We start from the raw sequence: 19,575 nt of genomic DNA, 5'->3' as shown, positions 1-19,575 counted from the left end.
GGTGCAGCATGGACGAGCTGCCCCAGTTGCTCAATGTGCTGCACGGGGAGATGTCCGTGGTGGGGCCGCGGCCGCCGCTGGCCTCAGAAGTCAGGCAGTACGACGACGACACCCACCGACGGCTGCTGGTCAAACCCGGAATCACCGGTCTGTGGCAGGTCCAGGGACGGTCGGACCTCTCCTGGGAGGACAGTGTGCGCCTGGACCTCTACTACGTGGAGAACTGGTCGCTGACCCAGGACATCGGGATTGTGCTGCGCACTGTGCGAGCGGTGATCACCGGTGCCGGCCTACTGAGCAGCTGGAGCCGCCGCTCAGCCCAGCGCCAGACGGCGGTAGGCGGCGATCCCTTCGGCTGCGTCGCCGTCGAACACTGGCGCTCCGTCGTCGAAGACGATCACGCGTTCGGCGCGCGCAGCAAAGTCGAGATCGTGAGTGGCCACAATGAGCGTCACCGGCAGGGCGAGCAGCCGGCGCTGAAACTCGGCGGCACTGCGCAGATCCAGCAGAGTGGTGGGCTCATCGGCGAGCACCAGCTGAGGCTGGGCAGCCAGCACACCGGCCAGGGCCAGCTTCTGCCGCTCCCCGGAGGAGACCTCATAGACACTCGATTCGGCCAAGTCTCCCAGCCCGAACTCGTGGAGCACCTGCTGCGCCCGAGGGCTGCGTTCGGCGCGGGGCACCCCGGCCTGCTTCAGCGAGAACTCCACATCCTCACGGACCACCGGCATCACGATCTGCGCCTGCGGATTGGCGAAGATGAAACCGACCCGCGGCTGCGGCGGGTCGAACCGGACCTCCCCACCGCTGGGGACCTCCAGACCGGCCAGCAGACGCAGCAGCGTCGATTTGCCCGAGCCGTTGGCGCCCACCACCGCGACAGTGCGCTCGGTGATCCGGCAGGTCAGCGGGTGCAGTATTCTCCGCCGCCCGCCGGAGGCGGTGTCCACGTCCAGGCATAGATTCTCCAGCCGGATCGTTAGACTGTTCTGGCTGCCCACCCACCAACTCCGATCTGAACCGCGAGGACACTGCACCGTTGATCAGCGTATCCAACCTTGAGCTGCGCGCCGGAGCGCGCCTGCTGATGGACGAGGTCTCCTTCCGCATCGATGCCGGGGACAAGGTCGGCCTGGTCGGGCGCAACGGGGCCGGCAAGACCACGATGACCAAGGTGCTCGCCGGTCAGGCCCAGCCGGCTGCCGGACATGTGGAGCGCCGCGGCACCATCGGTTACCTGCCTCAGGACCCCCGGGTGGAGAACATGGACCAGCTGGCCCGGGACCGCATCCTCTCCGCCAGGGAGCTGGACGTGGTCTCTGCCAAGCTGCGCCGGGCCGAGGCGGATATGGCCGGGGAAGACCCTGCCGCGCGGGAGAAGGCCATGCGCGCCTATGACAGGCTGCAGGCCCGCTTCGAGTCCGCCGGAGGCTATTCCGCCGAGTCGCAGGCCGCGGTGATCTGCGGCAACCTGGATCTTCCCGAACGCATCCTCACCCAACCGCTGCGCACCCTCTCCGGCGGTCAGCGCCGACGTGTGGAGCTGGCCCGCATCCTGTTCAGCGATGCGGACACCCTGCTGCTGGACGAGCCCACCAACCACCTCGACGCCGACTCGATCGTCTGGCTGCGTGACTATCTGCAGCGGTTCCCCGGCGGAGTGCTGATCATCTCCCACGATGTGGAGCTCATTGAGTCCACGGTCAACAAGGTGCTCTACCTGGATGCGATGCGGATGACCGTCGACGTCTACAGCATGGGCTGGCGGAAGTACTTAGCGCAGCGGGAGCAGGACGAGGCCCGGCGCAAGCGGGAGTTCGCCAATGCGGAGAAGAAGGCCTCCGCCCTGCGCGCCCAGGCGGAGAAGATGCGGGCCAAGGCCACCAAAGCCCAGGCGGCCCAGTCGATGTTCAAGCGCGCCGAGCGGATGATGGCCGGCGTCGAGGGGGAGCGGCAGGCCGAGAAGGTGGCCAATATCCGGTTCCCCGCACCCGCCCCCTGCGGCAAGACGCCTCTGATGGCGAAGGGCCTGAGCAAGTCCTACGGCTCCCTGGAGATCTTCACCGGACTGGATCTGGCCATCGACCGCGGTTCCCGGGTGGTGATCCTGGGATACAACGGCGCAGGCAAGACGACCCTGCTGCGCCTGCTGGCCGGAGTGACCCAGCCCGACTCCGGTGAGGTGGTGCCCGGCCACGGACTGAAGCTGGGCTACTTCGCCCAGGAGCACGACACTCTGGACACCGACCGCTCCGTGCTGGAGAACATGAAGTCGGCCGCACCGTTCCTCAATGACACTGACCAGCGGAAGATCCTCGGCTCCTTCCTGTTCAGCGGCGACGATACGGCCAAGCCTGCCGGAGTGCTCTCCGGCGGGGAGAAGACCCGGCTGGCCCTGGCGACGCTGGTGGCCTCCAGCGCGAATGTGCTGCTGCTGGATGAGCCCACCAACAACCTGGATCCGGCCTCCCGCGAGGAGATCCTGGCCGCTCTGCGCAGCTATGAAGGGGCAGTGGTGCTGGTCAGCCACGATCCCGGCGCTGTGGAGGCGCTGAACCCCGAGCGCGTGGTGCTGCTGCCCGACGGCGTGGAGGATCTCTACACCGCCGAGTACGAGGATCTGGTCACCCTGGCCTGAGGGTCACCGGCCCAGATTCTGCTCCACCCAGGCGTCCTCAGCATCCTCGTCGGAATACTTTCCGGCCTGCTGGCGGCGCAGGCGCTGCGCGGCCCGCAGACGGTCCTGACGGGCCAGCCGTGAGGCTGCCGCCTCCGTGTGGGCGGCGGGCGCGTCGAGCTGCTCGACGTCGCGGGTGCGCGCATGAACCCGGGCGGCATATCCCCAGCCCACAAAGCCCAGCAGACCGAAGGCCACCCACTGCAGCGAGTAGCTCAGATGGGGTCCTTCATCCAGGCTGGGCCGCGCCAGCTGGTACGGAGCCTCCGCGGGCTGCGGGGACTCCTCGGCCATCAGCGCGTAGGAGCCGGCGACCATGTCGAGCTCCAGCTCAGCCGAGAGGGCCTCCACATCGATCGAGGCGATCTGTCCCTCTGGGGCACCGCGGTCAATCTGCGGCTCTGCCGGCTTCAGCCGGGCCACCACCTCCACCGCCCCGTCCGGCGGGGCGGGATCGAAAGCGGGCCGGGAGCCGTCGTCGCTGGCAGTGGGCAGCCAACCGCGGGAGACCGCCAGCACATCGCCTGTGGACTCCTCGCGGAAGGGAACCACCTGCTCGTAGCCGACCTGGCCGGCATGGCCGCGGTTGCGCGCCAACCGCTGATGCTCCGGCAGATACTCGCCGCGCATGCTGACCACTGTCCACTCGTCCTCGGCCGCGGGGTCGGCGAATACCTCACGCAGCTGGGCGTAGGGCGCCGGGTCCTGGTCGTAGTTCTGCACCACCCGGTTGATCTCCTCCAGCGCAGCCTCGCGCCGGTCCAGCTGCCACTGGCCCAGGAAGAAGCAGGCCACCGCAAAGATCACACACACCGTCAGCCACCCCAGCCAGGTGGGGCTGAGCAGAAAAGCGTAGCGCTGCCTCACCGGGGAGTCTCCTCATCCTCAGTGCCCGGCATCGGCTCGGTGCTGCGCCAGAACATGCGCTGGGCCAGAAAGTTCTCCAACCATGCGCGGTGCTCCTGGCAGGCCAACCAGACCTTGCGGCGCTCGGGATTGTGGATCTTCGGGTTGTTCCACAGGATCTGCCACTGCGCTGCGGCCCGGCAGCCCTTCCGGGAGCATTCGGGAGTATCGGGCCCGGATGACGAGCCCAGTGAGCCGAGCAGATCCATCAGGACTGCTGCTCCTCAGCCGTGTCCTTCGGTCCGGCCTCGCGGACCACTTCACCTTCGATCACACTTCCGGACGCGGAGTGCTCCTGGTCGGTCTCGAGATCCTCGGACTCCCACCACTGGCGCGGCTCCGCCTCCGGCTCCTGGTGCCCGGAGGCGACCTGGCGCTGCGCTGGCTCGGGAGCCTGCCGCTGATCCACATAGCGCTGGCCGGATGCATTGGCGTCCACCACGGCAATATAGGGCAGCACAATCGCGGCAGTCGCGAAGGCCATAGCCCACCAGGTCTCCCACACCACAGCGACGACGGCGGCCAGCATGAAGCACACTATGCGGATGGACATCGCCACGGTGTAGCGCACCATGCGTGAGCGCTGCTCCACACTGTGCTTCAGCGGAGCATCAGTGATGGAGTGGACCGGTTGAGTCATCTTCATTATTCTACCGCCGCGCCGGCCCCAGGGCACAGGCCGCTCTGCCGGCGGGTGAGGCGTCAGCACCGGCGGCGCTGACGTAGGGTGGAGGACGAGAACGACGGCGGCGGGAAGCCGCATCCATGCCGAACAGGAGTGCTATGAGCCCACAGAGCAGCGAATCCGGGTCCATCTCTGCCGAGCCGGCGCAGGCGCCGCGCTCGGTGCTGATCACCGGCGGGAACAGGGGCATCGGCCGGGCGATCGCCGAGGCCTTCCTGGCCGCCGGAGACAAGGTGGCAGTCACCACCCGCAGCGGCGAGGCGCCGCAGGGAGCGCTGGGAGTCTCGGCAGATATGACCGACAGCGCCAGCATCGATGCGGCCTTCACCGAGGTGGAGAAGGCCCACGGTCCGGTGGAGGTGCTGGTGGCCAATGCCGGAATCACCCGGGACACCCTGCTGCTGCGGATGAGCGAGGACGACTTCTCTGACGTGGTGGAAACCAACCTCACCGGTGCCTTCCGGGTCATCAAGCGGGCGTCGAAGGGCATGCTCCGGCTGCGCCGCGGACGAGTGGTGCTCATCGGCTCAGTGGTGGGTCTCTACGGCTCTCCCGGCCAGGTCAACTACGCCTCCTCCAAGGCGGCCCTGGTGGGTATGGCCCGCTCGCTGACCCGGGAGCTGGGCGGACGCGGCATCACAGCCAACGTCGTCGCCCCCGGGTTCGTCCGCTCCGATATGACCGCCGAGCTGGAGGAGGAGACCCAGCAGCGCTATCTGGAGTCCATCCCCGCCGGCCGCTTCGCCGAGCCTGAGGAGGTCGCCCAGGTGGTCCGCTGGATCGCCGGCGAGGAGGCCGCCTATATCTCCGGTGCGGTCATCCCAGTCGACGGCGGCCTGGGCATGGGCCACTGAGGCGAACAGAGAGGATACCAATGACTGAACAGGATCTTGCCGGCAAGGGCGCAGTAATCACCGGCTCCTCACGCGGCATCGGTGCCGCCACCGCGCAGCTGATCGCAGCCCGGGGCGCCGGCGTCGTCGTCAACTACCGGCAGAAGGCCCCCCGGGCCAAGAAGGTGGTCAAGAGCATCGAAGAGGCCGGCGGCCGCGCGGTGGCGGTGGGTGCCGATCTCACCGAGCAGCAGGGCGCTCAGGCTCTGGTGGACGCCGCGGTGGAGAACTTCGGATCACTGGATCTGCTGATCCTCAATGCCTCCGGCGGAATGGAGGCCGACCGCGGTGAGGACTACGCGCTCAAGCTCAACCGCGACGCCCAGGTGACCATGGTCACCACTGCCATCGAGGTGATGCCGCCGGGTTCGCAGATCGTGTTCGTCACCAGCCATCAGGCGCACTTCATCCACCAGACCGCCACCATGGACGCCTATGAGCCGGTGGCCCGGTCCAAGCGGGCCGGTGAAGACGCGCTGCGCGAGATGGTGCCGGTGCTCGATGAGAAGGACATCCTGCTCACAGTGGTCTCCGGCGACATGATCGAAGGCACTATCACCGCCACGCTGCTGGACCGTGCCGAGCCCGGCGCCATCGAGGCTCGCCGCCAGGCAGCAGGACGGCTCTATTCCGTGGAGGAGTTCGCCGCGGAGATCTCCGCGCTGGTCAACCGTCCGGGCCTGGAGCAGGAGCACACCGAGCTGGTCGGCGGCGCCGAGGACTTTCTGCGCAGCCACCAAGCCTGACACGGCTCAGCTGGTCAGCAGCAGAACTGTGGGGGCCCCCAGCAGGACCGCGCTGACCAGCAGCACCGCTGCCCGGGCCGCCAGGCTCAGCGGGGCCGGCGGCACCAGCAGTCGGCGCAGCCGCGCCCCGGTGATCAGCGAATTGCCCTCAGCATCGGATCCGGGCCGGGGCGACTCCTGCTCTGCCGAGCCGGAGCTGACGGCCAAGGAGCGCAGCAGGTCCTCACGTGAATGCTGCGCCAGGGCGCCGTCGTCGGCCAGCATCTCGGTCAGCTCCAGCACCGCCTCCCGGCCGTAGCGGGTGGTGGGCAACCAGGGCAGCGCCCGGTACCAGGCCTCGAACGCCATGGTCAGCAGATGGTGGCGCTGCACCAGATGGGTGCGCTCATGGGCGACCACGGCGGCCAGCTCCGCCGGCTCCAGCTGCTCCAGCAGTCCCCGGGACAGCACTGTGACCGAGCGTGCGCTGGTGCGTCCGGGCAGGCAGTAGGCCAGCGGGGCTTCATGCTCAATGATCTGAGCCGCGCTGATCCCTGCGGCCTGCTCCGCCTGCCGGCCCTGCAGGGGAGTGGAGAGCAGCTCCACCAGCTGCCGGTGCCGCCGTCGTGCGGTGAGCACGCGCAGATAGGTCCGCGCCAAGGTCAGCAGCAGATGTCCGCCCAGCAGGACTCCCAGGCAGAGTGCGAACAGGTGCCAAGGATGCACCTCAAGCTCAGCCAGTGCGGCGTAGTCCTCCATCAGGGTCAGCCGTGCCGCGGTGAGCAGCGCCTCCGGCAGCGAGCTGCCGAAGGGGGAGAGTCCGTAGACGATCGGGGCGCCTACGATCGAGAGCCCTCCTGCCAGGGCGATGGCCTGCCACAGCAGCATCGCCGCCCAGGGAGACCGGAGGCGGAAGCGGGCCTCATGCAGCAGGATCGGAACGGGGACCGCCAGCACGGCGGCCAGTACGGCCAGCACGAGCGCAATAGGTTCCACGAGCGCGCTCCTCGTCAGGCTCTTCTCCGGTGGGCGGACAGCTCAGCGCACCAGTCTACGATGCGCACCCGCCGCGCCCGCCGGGCAGAAGTGATCTAGGGGGAGAGGATCTTGCGCAGTGCGGCGGCCTCGCATTCGGAGACCCCACCGATGAAGCGTGCCAGCACGGCTTCACGGTCCGGGACGGTGCCGAGGACCTCATTGAGCATCTGGACCGTATGCTCTTCGCGGGAGGCGGTGGCGGCGTAGCGGTGCGGGCGCGTGGTGCGCTCCCGCTGCACCAGGCCCTTCTTCTCCAGCCGGGAGAGAACGGTGAGCACGGTGGTGACGGCCAGGTCCTCATCGAGCTGCTCGCAGACCTCATTGGCGCTGAGCCGCTGCCCTGAGTCCCACAGCAGCGACATCACAGATCGCTCGAGATCGCCGAGGCTGGCCATAATTCTGCTCCTTTCACCGGTGCATCTCTACGATACGCGGGCCGGGGACAAGTTTCTACACAATGTAGAACTGTTTCGCGCTGGGCTCAGCGATCTGCCTCACACGCTCCGGCTGAGTTCGGCCAGCGCCTCCGGACTGGAGGCCACCGCATGCACCGGCTGCTCGGCGGGGACGCCGGAGGCGTCGCGGCGGGCCATCTCCACCGGCAGTGTGCGGGCCGCTCCGCTGGATGCGGCCGCCAGGGGAGAGGCCAGCACGGCCGCTCCCAGGGTCAGATGGTCCTCCCCGCGGAGGAACCGGTGGGCCCTCACCCCGCCGGTGGCGCGCCCCTTGGCGGGGAATTCGGTGAAGTCGGTGACCTTCACCGACTCGGAGCTCAGCCCGTCCAGGGTCTCGGAGCCGGCGGCGCAGGTGACCACGACGGCGGCCGCCTGCTGATTCGCCGCGGGGGCGGGGACCACGTGGAAGCCGATGACCTCGTCATCGGCGGCCAGCTTCATACCGGCCACTCCGGAGCCGGTGCGTCCCTGAGGCCGGACCAGCTCAGCGGCGTAGCGCAGCAGCTGCGCGCCGCGGGAGATGAACACCAGCTGGTCCTCATCCTGGTGAGCGACCCCGGCCCCGACGACTGTGTCACGGTCCTTCAGGGAGATGATCTCCCACTCGTCGCGGTTCAGCGGATAGTCCGGATTGACCCGCTTGACCCGGCCGGAGGCAGTTCCCAGTGCAAGCACCGCGTCCAGCGGCACCAGGGCCAGCAGGCGCTCCTTCTTCCCCAGGTTCAGGAAGTCCTTGGCGCGGGCGGCCTGATTCATGTTCACCGTGCCCCCGGCTACCTCCAGGGCCGGCATATCCACCACCGGCAGCCGGATCATCCGCCCGGCAGAGGTGACCGCACCGACCTGGCCGCGGGCGGTGGCGGCGACCACTGAGAGCGGGGCATCATGCTTGCGCCGCCGGGAGGGGTGCAGCAGAGCGGACCGGTCGGTGGTGCGGGCCAGCATCCCGGAGGTCGACAGCAGCACCCAGCAGGGGGAGTCGGGAATCTCCAGGGAGGCGGTCTCGGCGGCTGAGCCGGAGGCGGCTGCCGCCGGGGCGGGAGCGGGCTCGGGCTCCGCGTCGGCCAGTTCGGTGCGGCGTTCATCGCCGTGGGTGTTGGCGACCTCGCCGAGCTCATCGGCCACGGTGCGGCGCAGCAGCTGCTCCGAGTCGAGGATGGCGGTCAGTTCTCGGATCTCATCCTCCAGCCGCTGCTTCTCCTGCTCCAGCTCGATGGTGGAGTAGCGGGTCAGCTGACGCAGTCGCAGCTCCAGGATGTGTTCGGCCTGGGCGGTGGAGAGGTCAAAGACGGTCATCAGCCGCTGCCGCGCAGTCGCCGTGTCATCGGCGGCCCGGATGATCTGGATGACCTCGTCGATGTCCACAATGGCGATCAGCAGGCCCTCCACCAGGTGGAGACGGTCCCGGCGCCGGCCCAGCCGGTGGACGGTGCGCCGGCGCACCACCTCGATCCGATGGTCCACATAGACCTGCAGCAGCTCCAGCAGGCCCATAGTGCGGGGCTGGCCGTCGACCAGCGCCACATTGTTGATCCCGAAGCTGGTCTCCAGGGGGGTGTGCTTGAACAGCTGGGCGAGCACCGCCTGCGGATTGAACCCGGCCTTCAGCTCGATGATCATCCGGGTGCCGTGCTTACGGTCGGTCAGGTCCAGCACATCGGAGACCCCGGCGACCTTCTTCGACTGCACCGCATCTTTGGTCTTCTCAATGATCGCCTCCGGCCCGACCATATAGGGCAGCTCAGTGACCACAATGCCGGTCTTGCGCGGCGAGACCTGCTCGATACTGACTTTCGCGCGGGTCTTGAAGCTGCCGCGGCCTGTGCGGTAGGCATCCTTGACCCCCTCCAGGCCCACAATCCGCCCACCGGAGGGCAGATCCGGACCTGGGATGTGGACCATGAGGTCCTCCAGGGTGGCGTCGGGGTTCAGGATGAGGTGCTGGGCACCGGCGACCACCTCCCGCAGATTATGCGGGGCCATATTGGTGGCCATCCCCACTGCGATGCCGGAGGCACCGTTGACCAGCAGGTTCGGGAACGCGGAGGGGAGGACCGAGGGCTGGGTGAACTGGTTGTCGTAGTTGGGCTCGAAGTCGACTACGTCCTCGTCCAGGTCCGCCGTCATCGCCAGCGCCGCCGGGGCCATCCGCGCCTCGGTGTAGCGGGCGGCGGCCGGACCGTCGTCCAGCGAGCCGAAGTTGCCGTGGCCGTCCACCAGGGGGAGCCGCAGCGCCCAGGACTGGGCCATCCGCACCAGCGCGTCGTAGATGGCGGCATCGCCGTGCGGATGCAGCTTGCCCATCACCTCGCCCACTACGCGGGCTGACTTCACATGGCCCTTCTCCGGGCGCAGCCCCATCTGGGACATCATGTACAGGATCCGGCGCTGCACCGGCTTCAGGCCGTCGCGGGCATCGGGCAGGGCCCGGGAGTAGATGACCGAATAGGCGTACTCCAGGAACGAGGTCTCCATCTCAGAGGAGACGTCGATATCGAGAATATTGGTCTCAGGGGTCACCGGAGGGGAGTCGGCACGGTGGCGCGAGGCGGAGCGGCGGGCCATATCGGAGGGGTGTGGTCCTTATCTCGTATGCGGTCACATTACTGGTTAGTCTTGATCCTATGGGTGAGCAGGCCAATGTCAGCGGATATCCGGCCCACTGGGAGGCCGATGTCGTCCTCCGCGACGGGGCAGCCGCCCATCTGCGGCCGGTCTCACCCGAGGACGCCGAGCGGCTGGCCCGGATGCATGAGGCCCAGTCGGAATCTTCGATCTACCTGCGCTACTTCACCTACAAGTCCACCCTCAGCGCCAAGGAGCTGAAGCGCTTCACCACGGTGGACCATCAGGACCGGGTCTCGCTGGTGGTGGTTCTGGGCGGCACCGGCGGTGAGGAGGAGATCATCGGGGTCGGCGGCTATGACCGCATTGAGGGTACGGCTGAAGCGGAGGTGTCCTTCCACATCGCCGACGCCCACCAGGGCAGGGGACTGGGCTCCATTCTGCTGGAGCACCTGGCCGCCGCCGGCCGGGAGCGCGGCATCGAACGGTTCTCCGCCGAAGTGCTTCCGCAGAACCGCAAGATGCTCACCGTGTTCTCCGAGGCCGGATACGAGGTGCAGCGCAAATACGAGGACGGCGTGGTGCTGCTGCAGTTCTCCATCGACCCCACTGAACGGTCCCGGGCGGTGATGGAGGCCCGGGAGCATCGCGCCGAGGCCCGCAGCGTCGGGGAGCTGCTGGCCCCGGAGCATGTGGCGGTGGTGGGAGCCTCGCGCCAGTACGGCACAGTGGGCTACCACGTGCTGCACAACATCATTGAGGGCCGCTTCACCGGGGGAGTGCACTCGGTGAACCCCGAAGCCTTCGAAGTCGGGGGAGCCCGGGCCTATTCCGCAGTGCAGCAGATCAAGCAGGACGTGGACCTGGCGGTGGTATGCGTACCGGCCGAGCATCTGGCCGAGGTGATCGCCGACTGCGGCCGCAGCGGAGTCAAGGGAGTCCTGGTGCTCACCGACGGGGTGCCCACTGAGCAGGATCCGGCCTCCCGGCGAGCCGAGGGGCTGCTGGACCAGCGGGAGCTGGTCACTATGGCGCGCCGGTGGGGGATGCGGGTCATCGGGCCAGCCTCGGTGGGGCTGATCAACACCGATCCGGACGTCTCGCTCAACGCCTCGCTCTCCCCGGTGATGCCGCTGGCCGGCGGGATCGGGCTGTTCAGCCAGTCCGCCTCCATGGGTATCTCCCTCTACGCCCAGGCCCACCGGCGCCAGCTGGGCCTGTCCGCGGTGATCTCGGCAGGCAACCGTGCTGATCTCTCCGGCAACGATGCGATGCAGTACTTCGAAGATGATGAGTCCACCCGTGCGGTGGGGATCTACCTGGAGTCCTTCGGCAACCCCCGCAAGTTCTCCCGCATCGCCCGCCGGCTCTCACTGAGCAAGCCGGTGGTGGTGGCCACCGGCGAGCTGACCGGCCACCGGCTGCCGCCCGGCCACGAGGTGCGCACCTCCCGGGCGCCGCGCGGCGCGGTGGACGCCATGCTGGACAACTCCGGGGTGATCAAGGTCGGCAACCATGATTCGCTGATGGACGTGCTGCAGGTGCTGGCCACCCAGCCGCTGCCGGCCGGCCCGCGCTTGGGAATCCTGGCCAACTCCGCCTCCATGGGCCGGCTGCTGGCCGATGCTGCCGAGTCTCACCAGCTGCAGCCGGCCGCCGTGGTGGGGGACCTGGATCTGGAGGGCACCCGGGCCGCGGCGGAACGCAGCCTCACCGAGGCGCTGGGCCGGATGCTCAGCGATGACGACGTCGACGCCGTTGCCCTGTGCCTGCAGCCGAACATCACCGGAGACCAGGCCGATTTCTGGCCAGCGGTGGCCGAGACCGCACGGCAGCACTCCAAGCCGGTGGTGGCCTCCCTGATCGGGACACTGGACTCCCAGGTGCCGCTGAACTTCATCGGCCACGCCGGGCCGGTGACCGAAGCGGCAGCACGGCAGCGGGGTGTGCCGGTCTTCTCCTCCCCGGCACGGTCGATCTCCGCGCTGGCGAAGGTCACTCGGTACCAGCAGTGGCGCGCCGAAGGGATCGGGGATCCCTATACGCCCGCGGGCCTGGAGGGAAGTGCCGCCGCCCGCCGGGGAGACGAGCTGCTGGACAGCTGGCTGCAGGAGGTCGACGGCGCGGCACTGCACAGGCTCAGCGCCGAGCAGACCAGCCAGCTGCTTCAGATCTACGGGCTCAGCATGCTTCCTTCGGTGAGATTCGACTCTGCTGAGGACGCCGTCGCAGCAGCAGAGCAGCTGGGCTACCCGGTGGCGGTGAAGTCCACCAACGCCTATCTCCGCCACCGGCTGGACCTGGGGGGAGTGCAGCTGAACATCGACTCGGAGGAGATGCTGCGCCGCACCGTGGCCGATATGCGCCGTCAGCTGGCCAAATACGGCAGCCCGGGACTGGAGCTGCAGGCGATGGCCCCCACCGGTCAGGGATGCATTGTGCGGGCGATCGAGGATCCGATGATGGGTCCGGTGCTGTCCTTCGGCATCTCCGGTGACGCCACCGATCTGCTCGACGACTGGGCGCACGCCGTACCGCCGCTGACCGACCGGGACGTCGCACGCCTGGTGCGCACCCCGAAGGCCTCGCAGAAGCTCTTCGGCTACCAGGCGGTGCCCCCGATGGACGTCGCAGCCCTTCAGGAGACCCTGCAGCGGGTGGCCATCCTGAAGGACAACCACCCCCAGGTGGCCAATCTGCAGCTGACCCCGCTGCTGGCCTCACCGTCGGGAGTCAGCATTCTGCACGCCAGTGCGGACATCGCCAACCCGGAGCAGCGCACCGACTCCGCCCGCCGGGCCATCTCGCGCTACTGAAGTGGTGTCCAGCTGCCCGGCCGGGTGAGAATGGATGCTCAAGAAGTGACGACGCGGCATCAGCCGCTTCAGCAGGAGAGGAGGCGGTGCATGCAGCCCACACGGTGCCTGCTTCTGAAGCAGGGGGAGATCTTCCTCAAGGGTGAGAACCGCCCTACGTTCCAGCGCAGGCTGCGGCAGAATCTGGAGCAGGCGTTCCCGGCGGAGTGCGGTCGGATCCGAGTCCAGCCCCGCGGGGGCGTCATCGTGCTCTACCCTCAGCGTGAAGCGGAGCTGCTCGCGAAGCGGATGGCGGAGGTGCCCGGCATCAACGTGATCGACTCCGCCCTGGCGGTGCCCAAGGAGCCCGCGGCGCTGGCCGAAGCGGCCCTGGCTGAGCTTCGCCGCGTCTGGGGCGAGGACCTTGGTGACCGGACGGTGCCCTTTGCAGTGGCCGCACAGCGGCGCGATAAGCAGTACCGGCTCACCTCAGAGCAGCTGAACCGGAAGCTGGGTGCCCAGATCCAACAGGCGACCGGCTGGCCGGTGAACCTGTCCCACCCGCAGGCCACGGTGCGGGTGGAGATCAATTTCGGCGAAGCGTTTGTCTCCGTGGACCGGCGGCGCGGACTGGGCGGCCTTCCGGTGGGGTCCTCCGGGCGGGCGATGGTGCTGCTCTCCGGAGGCTACGACTCCCCGGTGGCCGCCCTGCGGATGATGAAGCGGGGCCTCAGCTGCGACTTTGTGCACTTCTCCGGCGCGCCCTACACCGATCCGTCCTCCACCTACAAGGCCTACGCGCTGGTCAAGCAGCTCAGCCGCTTCCAGCCGGCCTCGCGGCTGTGGGTGGCGCAGCTGGGCACTGCCCAGCGCACTCTGGCTTCGTCCTCGGACCCGGCTCTGCGCACTGTGGCCCAGCGCCGGCTGATGCTGCGGATCGCCGAGGAGTTGGCGGCCCGGCACGGCGCTGAGGCGCTGGTCACCGGCGACAGTCTGGGCCAGGTGGCCAGCCAGACGCTGAGCAATATCGCCACCGTGGACGAGGCCGCCCGCCTTCCGGTGCTGCGTCCCCTGCTGGGCTGGGACAAGGAGGAGATCATCGCCGAGGCCCGCAGGATCGGCACCGAGGAGATCTCCGTGCTGCCCGATCAGGACTGCTGCACACTGCTGGCTCCGCCGCGGCCGGCCACCCATTCCGATGCTGAGACGCTGCTGAAGGTCGAACGCCGCGCGGGTGTGGAGGACCTGGTGGCCGATACGGTCTCCACCCTGCAGGAGTTCCGCTTCCGCAACGGTGAGGTCGAATCGGAGTCGGCCCAGGCAGCGCCGACGGCGGCCGCCGGCTGAGATCGCGTCGCCTCAGAGCACCCCGCCGGTGCGCTGCACGTGGGCGGCCAGTTCGGCCAGCCCCTGGTCGATGCTGATCCGCGGCCTCCACTGCAGCACCTGCTGGGTATGCCGCTGGTCGAACCAGTGCGCAGTGGAGAGCTGCTCAGCCAGGAATCTGGTCATCGGCGGCTCGTCCTCATGGGGGCCGGTGACCGCCCAGAGCTTCTCGATCACCGAGCCGGCGGCTGCCGCCAAGGAAGCAGGGACCCGGAAACGCGGACGGGGTGCGCCGCCGGCCTCCGCGATGCCGGCCAGCAGCTCTCCGATGGGGCGCGGTTCGCCGTTGGTGACCACCAGACGCCGTCCGGCCACCGGCTGCTCGGCCGCGATGAGCGGGAGTCTGCGCAGTCCGGCCGCGAAGGCCTCCACCGCATTGCGGATGTAGAGAGTGTCCACCAGGGGCGCCCCGCTGCCCAGAACGGGCAGCCGTCCTGACCGCGCTCGGTCCACAATCCGGGCTGTCAGCTGCCCGTCGCCAGGGCCCCACACCAGGTGCGGACGCATGATCAGCACCGAGGTGCCCGCCGAGCCGCGGGCCTCGGCGATCAGCTCCGCCTCCGCCTTGGTCTGCGCGTAGTGGCCCTGGGCCTTCTCCGGGTCGGCGGCCGCCGCCGGGGCACCGACCAAGGAGGACCCGCCGTGGGCGACCGAGGGCGAGGAGACGTAGAGCACGTGCTGCACCCCGGCGGCCCATGCGGCGTTGAAGATCCGCTCGGTGCCCAGAATATTGACCTGCTCGAACTCTTCGCGCCGGCCGCTGACCGAGACTTTGGCCGCCATATGGATAATGGCGTCCTGCCCTTCGACGGCGGCCTGCACGGCCTGGGGATCGGTCAGCGAGCCGCGGATATCCCGCACCGTCTCCAGGGACGAGGGACTGCGCTGGAAGGTGGTGACCTGGTAGCCCAGCTCGGCCAAGTGGGCTGCCACGCTGCGGCCCAGCAGGCCGGAGGCACCGGTGATCAGGATCCGGGCCGGGGGCAGGATCTCCCCGCCGGGATGCTCCGAATTCGGCAGGGACTGAACTGGTGAGCTCATGGGGCGCTCACCCGCTCTCCGGCCAGCACCTTCTCCGCCCAGGCGGCCAGTGCGGTGCGGTCGATCTTAGAGTTGTGGCGGATATCGGTGGGAAGCCAGTCGACCACCAGCACCGCTGAGACGCTGACCTCGCCGGCAGCGGCACGCACGGCTTGAGCGACCTCCGGGCGGGCCAGCGGTGAGCGGCCGTCGCGCAGCCGGCGCCCTTCGGCCGGCTCCAGTATCACCACTACAGCTTGGGCCCCGACCGGGCCGACCCCCACGGCGGCGCTGCGCGCCACCTGGTCCAGCTCATCCACCGGGGTCTCCACCGCCCCGGGACCGACTGGGCCCGCAGCGGTGGTGATCACATGCTGCAGCCGGCCCTGGATCCAGAGCCGTCCGGCGTCGTCGATATGCCCCACGTCCCCGGTGCGGTGCCACAGCAGTCCGTCCCTGGTGTCCCGCCGGGAGGTCCAGTCGGTGTGCCACAGCCGGTCGTACCCGGCCTTCAGGTGCGCGGCGGAGACTACGATCTCGCTCAGTGCGCCGCCGGCCTGCTCCGGCTCCACCAGGTCCGCTGCACTGGTGCCGTCGGCCTGCAGCGGCGCCAGGGCGAACCGCACGCCCGCCACGGGTCGGCCCACACACACCCCGGGCTGCGAGGTCTTCATCGCCTCATGGATCTGCTCACGGCGTATATCCGCCTGCAGCAGCCCCTCGGTCATCCCGTAGGGCGTGTGGATCTCCGCGGCCGGGAAGATCTCCTGCACCTGGTCCAGCAGCCTCGGATGCACCGGAGCGCCGGCGGAGAGCACCAGCCGGATGCGGCCCAGGTCTTCCCGCTGGGCGACGCTGAGCCGGTCGGCGGTCGCCACCACATTGCGCAGGGCCGCCGGTGAGCCGAAGAACATGGTGGCCTCGCCGGCGGCGGCCGCTGCGGCTACGGCCTCGGCGGTCAGAGTGGACGGTTTGGTCACCGACATCCTCGGAGTCACCGAGGTGGCGCCGATGGCCGGGCCCAGCAGTGCGAATGGCGCGAATCCAGCGATCAGGGAGGCGCCGGGCTTGACCGCGAACTGGTGCCGCAGCAGCGCGACCAGGGCGCCGAGCCGCCGGTGGGTGTAGACCACGCCCTTGGCCGGACCGGTGGAGCCGGAGGTGAACAGCACTGCGGCCGGATGCTCCGGCTCCGGGTGGGGCAGCTCCTGAAGGGCCCGCGGGTCTGCTCCGCGCCGCAGCCGCTCCACGGATGCGACAGTGCCCAGCAGCCGCGCCTGATGCGGCGGCAGCGGCTCTGTGCTGATGCGGCGTCCCGGCCAGGACATGGTCCGGGCCAGGGTCAGACCGGGGCGGGCGCCGATGATCCAGTCCGGGCGGGCGCTGCGCACGGCCCGGGTCATCCCGCGCACTCCCAGTCCGGCGTCGGCCACCACGGCCACTGCGCCCAGGCGCAGGCAGGCGTAGAGGACCACGGTCAGCGAGTTCCCCGGGGGCACCAGCAGGCTGACTCGGTCGCCGGAGCGCACGCCCAGGCTGTGCAGGCCGGCGGCCAGGGCCTCGACCTGTTCGCTGAGCTGCGCCCAGGTCAGCACCGCCGGTGCGCCGTCGGAGCTCATATCCACTGCCGCCGGTCGGTCCCGGCGCCAGGACAGGCTCATAGTCTCCAGCTGCTGGTGCAGTCCGGCCACCTCGGCGGCCGGGGCGGGGGAGGCCGACGGCTGCGCCGCGGCGTCGAACTGCTGGCCCAACCAGTCGAAGAGCACCCCGGCCACGTCGCGGTCCTCTGAGACCAGGTGCCCGGCGCCTTCGAATCGGTGCAGATCCGCGTGCGGAATCCGCTCCATGAGGTCCTGCAGATAGCGGTCGCGGAAGACGGGGTCCTTCGGCCCCCAGATCAGCAGCGCGGGCTTGCTCCACCGGCTCAGACCGGCGGAGATCTCCTCCAGCACGCCCCGGGAGCGGTGGGCGGCCAGCGCAGGAATATCTGCTACGAACCCGCCGATGCCGCCGCGGCCCAGGTGCGAGACGTACGGGGCGCGGTAGGCGGCGGCCACGTCATCGCTGAGTCCACCTTCTGCCAGTGCGAGCGTCACCCGCAGGAACGCGTCGGTCACTACCGTGGAGCCTGCCAGCACGCCCGGTGCCATGGCCGCGCGCAGCGCCGGGGGCACCGGCTCGCCGGAGGGGTGGTCCACTGCTGTGTTGAGGCAGACCGCGGCGTCGACGGCCTGCTGGTGGCGCACCGCCCAGCCCAGCGAGATGATTCCGCCCCAGTCGTGGCCCAGAGTGACCAGCGGCAGCTCAGCATCCACATCCAGGGCGTCCATCAGGGCGTCCAGATCGCCCAGCCGCTGCTCCAGGCGCCGGTAGCTCGGCGCCCCGGCAGAGGGCGGCTCAGGGTGGGCGAGTCGCTCGGAAAACCCCATGTCCAGCTGGTCGGGGGCGATCACCCGCCAGGCATGGCCCGGGCGGGCCTGCTCCAGGCTGGCGGCGATCACCCCGCGCCACAGATAGGACCAGGTGGGGTTGCCGTGGACAGCCAGGATGGTTCCGGTGGGGGTGATGCCGCGCTGGGCCAGCGCCTCAGCGGTGTCCAGCACATGGAAGCCGCGTTCGCCGTCCTCGGTGCGCGCTGTCACCACCCGGGACCACTGCGGATCCAGCCCCGGCAGCGGGGTGGACTCCAGGACGTCGAAGGGGGAGCGGGCTGCCGCGGCGGGGATGGGCCTGAAGATCACCATTGGATCTCCACCATGGCCGTGTTGAGCCCGGAGCCGACGCCCATGCACAGCACCCGGGCTCCCGAGTGCAGGTTCTCCGCCTCCCGGGCAAGGGTGATCGGCAGCGAGGCCGGCCCCACATTGCCCAGCTCGGGGTAGGTGACCGGAACCCGCCTGCGGTCCAGTTTGGCCGCCTTGATGATGGAGGAGGTGTGCAGCTGGGAGACCTGATGGGTCACATAGGAGTCCATCTGCTGCCAGTCGAAGTGCGCCTTGGCGTCCTCCCAGGCGTTCATCACCAGCTCCAGGCCGCCGTCGAGCAGTCCCCGGGCGTCGGTGAACATGCCGCGGTGATCGCCCACGCACAGCTGATGGTGCTGGGTGGCCGCACGGGTGACTCCGCCGATGATTCGGTGTCCCTCGGGGTGAGCATCGGCGGGGCCGACGACGGCGGCTGCCGCTCCGCACCCCAGGGTCAGGGAGGCGAACTCGCTCATGAAGTCATCGCGGGAGACTTCATTGTCGAGGCTGTTGATCCGTTCCACTGTGGCGTCCTGCACCTTGCGGGCATCCTCACCGTTGACGATGAGCACATACCGCACCTGGCCGGCGTCGATCAGCGAACTGGCCAGGGTCATGGCGTTGACGAATCCCAGGCACGCGTTGGTGATGTCAAAGTTCATCGCGGAGCTGGGCAGCCCGAGCTCGTGGTGGACTCCCACTGCGACCGAGGGCTCAAGGTGCTCGCGGGTCACCGAGGTGTTGATCATCAGTGAGACCTCTGAGGGGTCCACTCCGGCCTGGCGCAGGGCCCGGCGACCGGCCTCCACAGTAGCGGTGCGCACCTCCCCGTCGGCCCGCCAGTTGCGGCGGGCCTTAACCCCGGCCACCCGCTGCAGCAGGCCTGTGGGGAGCTTGAGGCGCTTGAGGGCGTCGGCCAGCCGGCGGTCAAGGTCTTTGGAGGTCAGCACCTCTGGGGCTTCAACCTCGGCCACCGAGAGCAGCGCAGCATTGCGGTGGTGGAAGGTCGCGTTTCCCTCAGCTTGGTTCGGCAGCACCGTGCCATTATCCAGAATCAGGCTGACCCAATGCGAATCGGGCAGAGGGCACCTCCGTGTTGGCCCGGTGGGTCTGTGTCACAGATTACTTGGGGAGAGACGTGTGGGTGTGGGTTAGTCGGGTGGGTCGGGTTCGGTTCGGCTGTGGTGGATGGGGTGCCCGGCGGTTTTCAGGCGGTGGTGTCTGCGGCAGAGTGCTTGGAGGTTGTCTGCGTGGGTTTTTCCCTGCGGCCAGGGGGTGATGTGGTCGATATCGCAGTTCGCGGCTGGTACGAGGCATCCTGGTGCTTGGCAGGTGCCGTCGCGTAGCTGCAGTGCGGCTCTGAGGCGGGGTGGTGGGAACCGTCCGTGTGAGGTGATGGCCAGGATGTTGTGTCCGTGTGCGGGTTCGCCGGCAGAGCCGCCGGTCTCGGCGGGGTCTGCGGTGGTGAGGTCGAACCAGCGCAGGTCGCTGTCGGGGTCTTGGGCGGCGTTGTTGATAAGTGCCCGGATATGGGGCGCGTGGATCGCGGTGGTGCCGTCGCTGGTGGTGCCTGGCTGGTTGTCCTTGCCGGTGAGGGTGGCTTCGGGGACCAGGATGCCGATGTGTGCCTGCAGGGGCGTGCTTTCTGAGGTCTCCCCGGTGAGCAGCCAGCAGGTGAGCAGGTCG

16 protein-coding genes and 1 pseudogene are annotated in these 19,575 nt (G+C 69.0%); 6 read left to right on the top strand and 11 right to left on the bottom strand.

Annotated features, from left to right (window positions below):
* Window positions 1-8: 8 nt before the first annotated feature.
* A pseudogene (locus tag Q1K09_RS03195) lies at window positions 9-218 on the top strand (sugar transferase); the annotation flags it as partial.
* Between the two features lie 96 nt (window positions 219-314).
* Here Q1K09_RS03195 and Q1K09_RS03190 read toward each other — a convergent pair.
* Window positions 315-1,001, bottom strand: coding sequence for an ABC transporter ATP-binding protein (locus tag Q1K09_RS03190; RefSeq protein ID WP_300343171.1), 687 nt, complete (start codon window positions 999-1,001; stop codon window positions 315-317).
* A gap of 38 nt (window positions 1,002-1,039) precedes the next feature.
* Here Q1K09_RS03190 and Q1K09_RS03185 point away from each other — a divergent pair, with 38 nt between their 5' ends.
* Window positions 1,040-2,638, top strand: coding sequence for an ABC-F family ATP-binding cassette domain-containing protein (locus Q1K09_RS03185; RefSeq protein WP_300343169.1), 1,599 nt, complete (start codon window positions 1,040-1,042; stop codon window positions 2,636-2,638).
* A 3-nt stretch (window positions 2,639-2,641) separates the two neighbouring features.
* Here the strand turns inward: Q1K09_RS03185 and Q1K09_RS03180 are convergent, their stop codons facing one another.
* From Q1K09_RS03180 to Q1K09_RS03170, 3 genes are read right to left on the bottom strand one after another with little or no spacing between them, the layout of a single operon-like run.
* Window positions 2,642-3,544, bottom strand: coding sequence for an SURF1 family protein (locus tag Q1K09_RS03180; protein ID WP_300343168.1), 903 nt, complete (start codon window positions 3,542-3,544; stop codon window positions 2,642-2,644).
* Window positions 3,541-3,792 carry an acetone carboxylase gene (locus Q1K09_RS03175; protein WP_300343166.1) on the bottom strand — a complete coding sequence of 84 codons (252 nt, stop codon included), beginning with the start codon at window positions 3,790-3,792 and terminating at the stop codon, window positions 3,541-3,543. Before Q1K09_RS03175 ends, Q1K09_RS03180 begins: the two co-directional genes overlap by 4 nt.
* Entirely contained in the window at window positions 3,792-4,223 is a 432-nt protein-coding gene (locus tag Q1K09_RS03170) for a DUF3099 domain-containing protein (RefSeq protein WP_300343165.1), read from the bottom strand. Before Q1K09_RS03170 ends, Q1K09_RS03175 begins: the two co-directional genes overlap by 1 nt.
* A gap of 143 nt (window positions 4,224-4,366) precedes the next feature.
* Here Q1K09_RS03170 and fabG point away from each other — a divergent pair, with 143 nt between their 5' ends.
* Both fabG and Q1K09_RS03160 read left to right on the top strand, forming a co-directional pair.
* A complete protein-coding gene (gene fabG / locus Q1K09_RS03165) occupies window positions 4,367-5,122 on the top strand; it encodes a 3-oxoacyl-ACP reductase FabG (RefSeq protein WP_300343163.1) in 756 nt (251 codons plus the stop codon).
* A gap of 20 nt (window positions 5,123-5,142) precedes the next feature.
* Complete coding sequence (locus Q1K09_RS03160) at window positions 5,143-5,907, top strand: SDR family oxidoreductase (protein WP_300343161.1); 765 nt, start codon at window positions 5,143-5,145, stop codon at window positions 5,905-5,907.
* Window positions 5,908-5,913: 6 nt separating this feature from the next.
* On the opposite strand, the gene Q1K09_RS03155 is transcribed toward Q1K09_RS03160, so the two are convergent.
* From Q1K09_RS03155 to Q1K09_RS03145, 3 genes are all read right to left on the bottom strand, one after another.
* Window positions 5,914-6,882: a M56 family metallopeptidase gene (locus Q1K09_RS03155; RefSeq protein WP_300343159.1), complete on the bottom strand. Its 969-nt coding sequence runs from the start codon at window positions 6,880-6,882 to the stop codon at window positions 5,914-5,916.
* Window positions 6,883-6,977: 95 nt separating this feature from the next.
* Entirely contained in the window at window positions 6,978-7,319 is a 342-nt protein-coding gene (locus tag Q1K09_RS03150; protein WP_300343157.1) for a BlaI/MecI/CopY family transcriptional regulator, read from the bottom strand.
* A 99-nt stretch (window positions 7,320-7,418) separates the two neighbouring features.
* Window positions 7,419-9,944, bottom strand: a complete 2,526-nt coding sequence (locus Q1K09_RS03145) for a DNA topoisomerase IV subunit A (RefSeq protein ID WP_300343155.1) — start codon at window positions 9,942-9,944, stop codon at window positions 7,419-7,421.
* A 59-nt stretch (window positions 9,945-10,003) separates the two neighbouring features.
* Here Q1K09_RS03145 and Q1K09_RS03140 point away from each other — a divergent pair, with 59 nt between their 5' ends.
* Both Q1K09_RS03140 and thiI read left to right on the top strand, forming a co-directional pair.
* Complete coding sequence (locus Q1K09_RS03140; protein WP_300343153.1) at window positions 10,004-12,760, top strand: GNAT family N-acetyltransferase; 2,757 nt, start codon at window positions 10,004-10,006, stop codon at window positions 12,758-12,760.
* 90 nt (window positions 12,761-12,850) lie between these two features.
* Window positions 12,851-14,086: a tRNA uracil 4-sulfurtransferase ThiI gene (gene thiI, locus Q1K09_RS03135; RefSeq protein WP_300343151.1), complete on the top strand. Its 1,236-nt coding sequence runs from the start codon at window positions 12,851-12,853 to the stop codon at window positions 14,084-14,086.
* A 12-nt stretch (window positions 14,087-14,098) separates the two neighbouring features.
* On the opposite strand, the gene Q1K09_RS03130 is transcribed toward thiI, so the two are convergent.
* The 4 genes from Q1K09_RS03130 to Q1K09_RS03115 form a co-directional block, all read right to left on the bottom strand.
* Window positions 14,099-15,166, bottom strand: coding sequence for an NAD(P)-dependent oxidoreductase (locus Q1K09_RS03130; protein WP_300343149.1), 1,068 nt, complete (start codon window positions 15,164-15,166; stop codon window positions 14,099-14,101).
* Window positions 15,163-17,889 (bottom strand): alpha/beta fold hydrolase, encoded by a 2,727-nt coding sequence (locus Q1K09_RS03125; protein WP_300343147.1) that lies wholly within the window; start codon window positions 17,887-17,889, stop codon window positions 15,163-15,165. Before Q1K09_RS03125 ends, Q1K09_RS03130 begins: the two co-directional genes overlap by 4 nt.
* On the bottom strand, window positions 17,883-18,926 hold the full coding sequence (locus Q1K09_RS03120) for a 3-oxoacyl-ACP synthase III (RefSeq protein WP_366908916.1): 1,044 nt from the start codon (window positions 18,924-18,926) through the stop codon (window positions 17,883-17,885). The genes Q1K09_RS03125 and Q1K09_RS03120 overlap by 7 nt, the downstream gene beginning before the upstream one ends.
* Before the next feature lie 114 nt (window positions 18,927-19,040).
* On the bottom strand, window positions 19,041-19,575 hold a 535-nt coding region (locus Q1K09_RS03115), incomplete at its 5' end, for an HNH endonuclease signature motif containing protein (RefSeq protein ID WP_300343145.1).

The organism is Nesterenkonia sp. (assembly GCF_029265375.1).
Classification (GTDB): Bacteria; Actinomycetota; Actinomycetes; order Actinomycetales; family Micrococcaceae; genus Nesterenkonia.
Note: the sequence above shows the minus strand (reverse complement) of the source record. Positions and strands in the feature narration are given on the sequence as shown.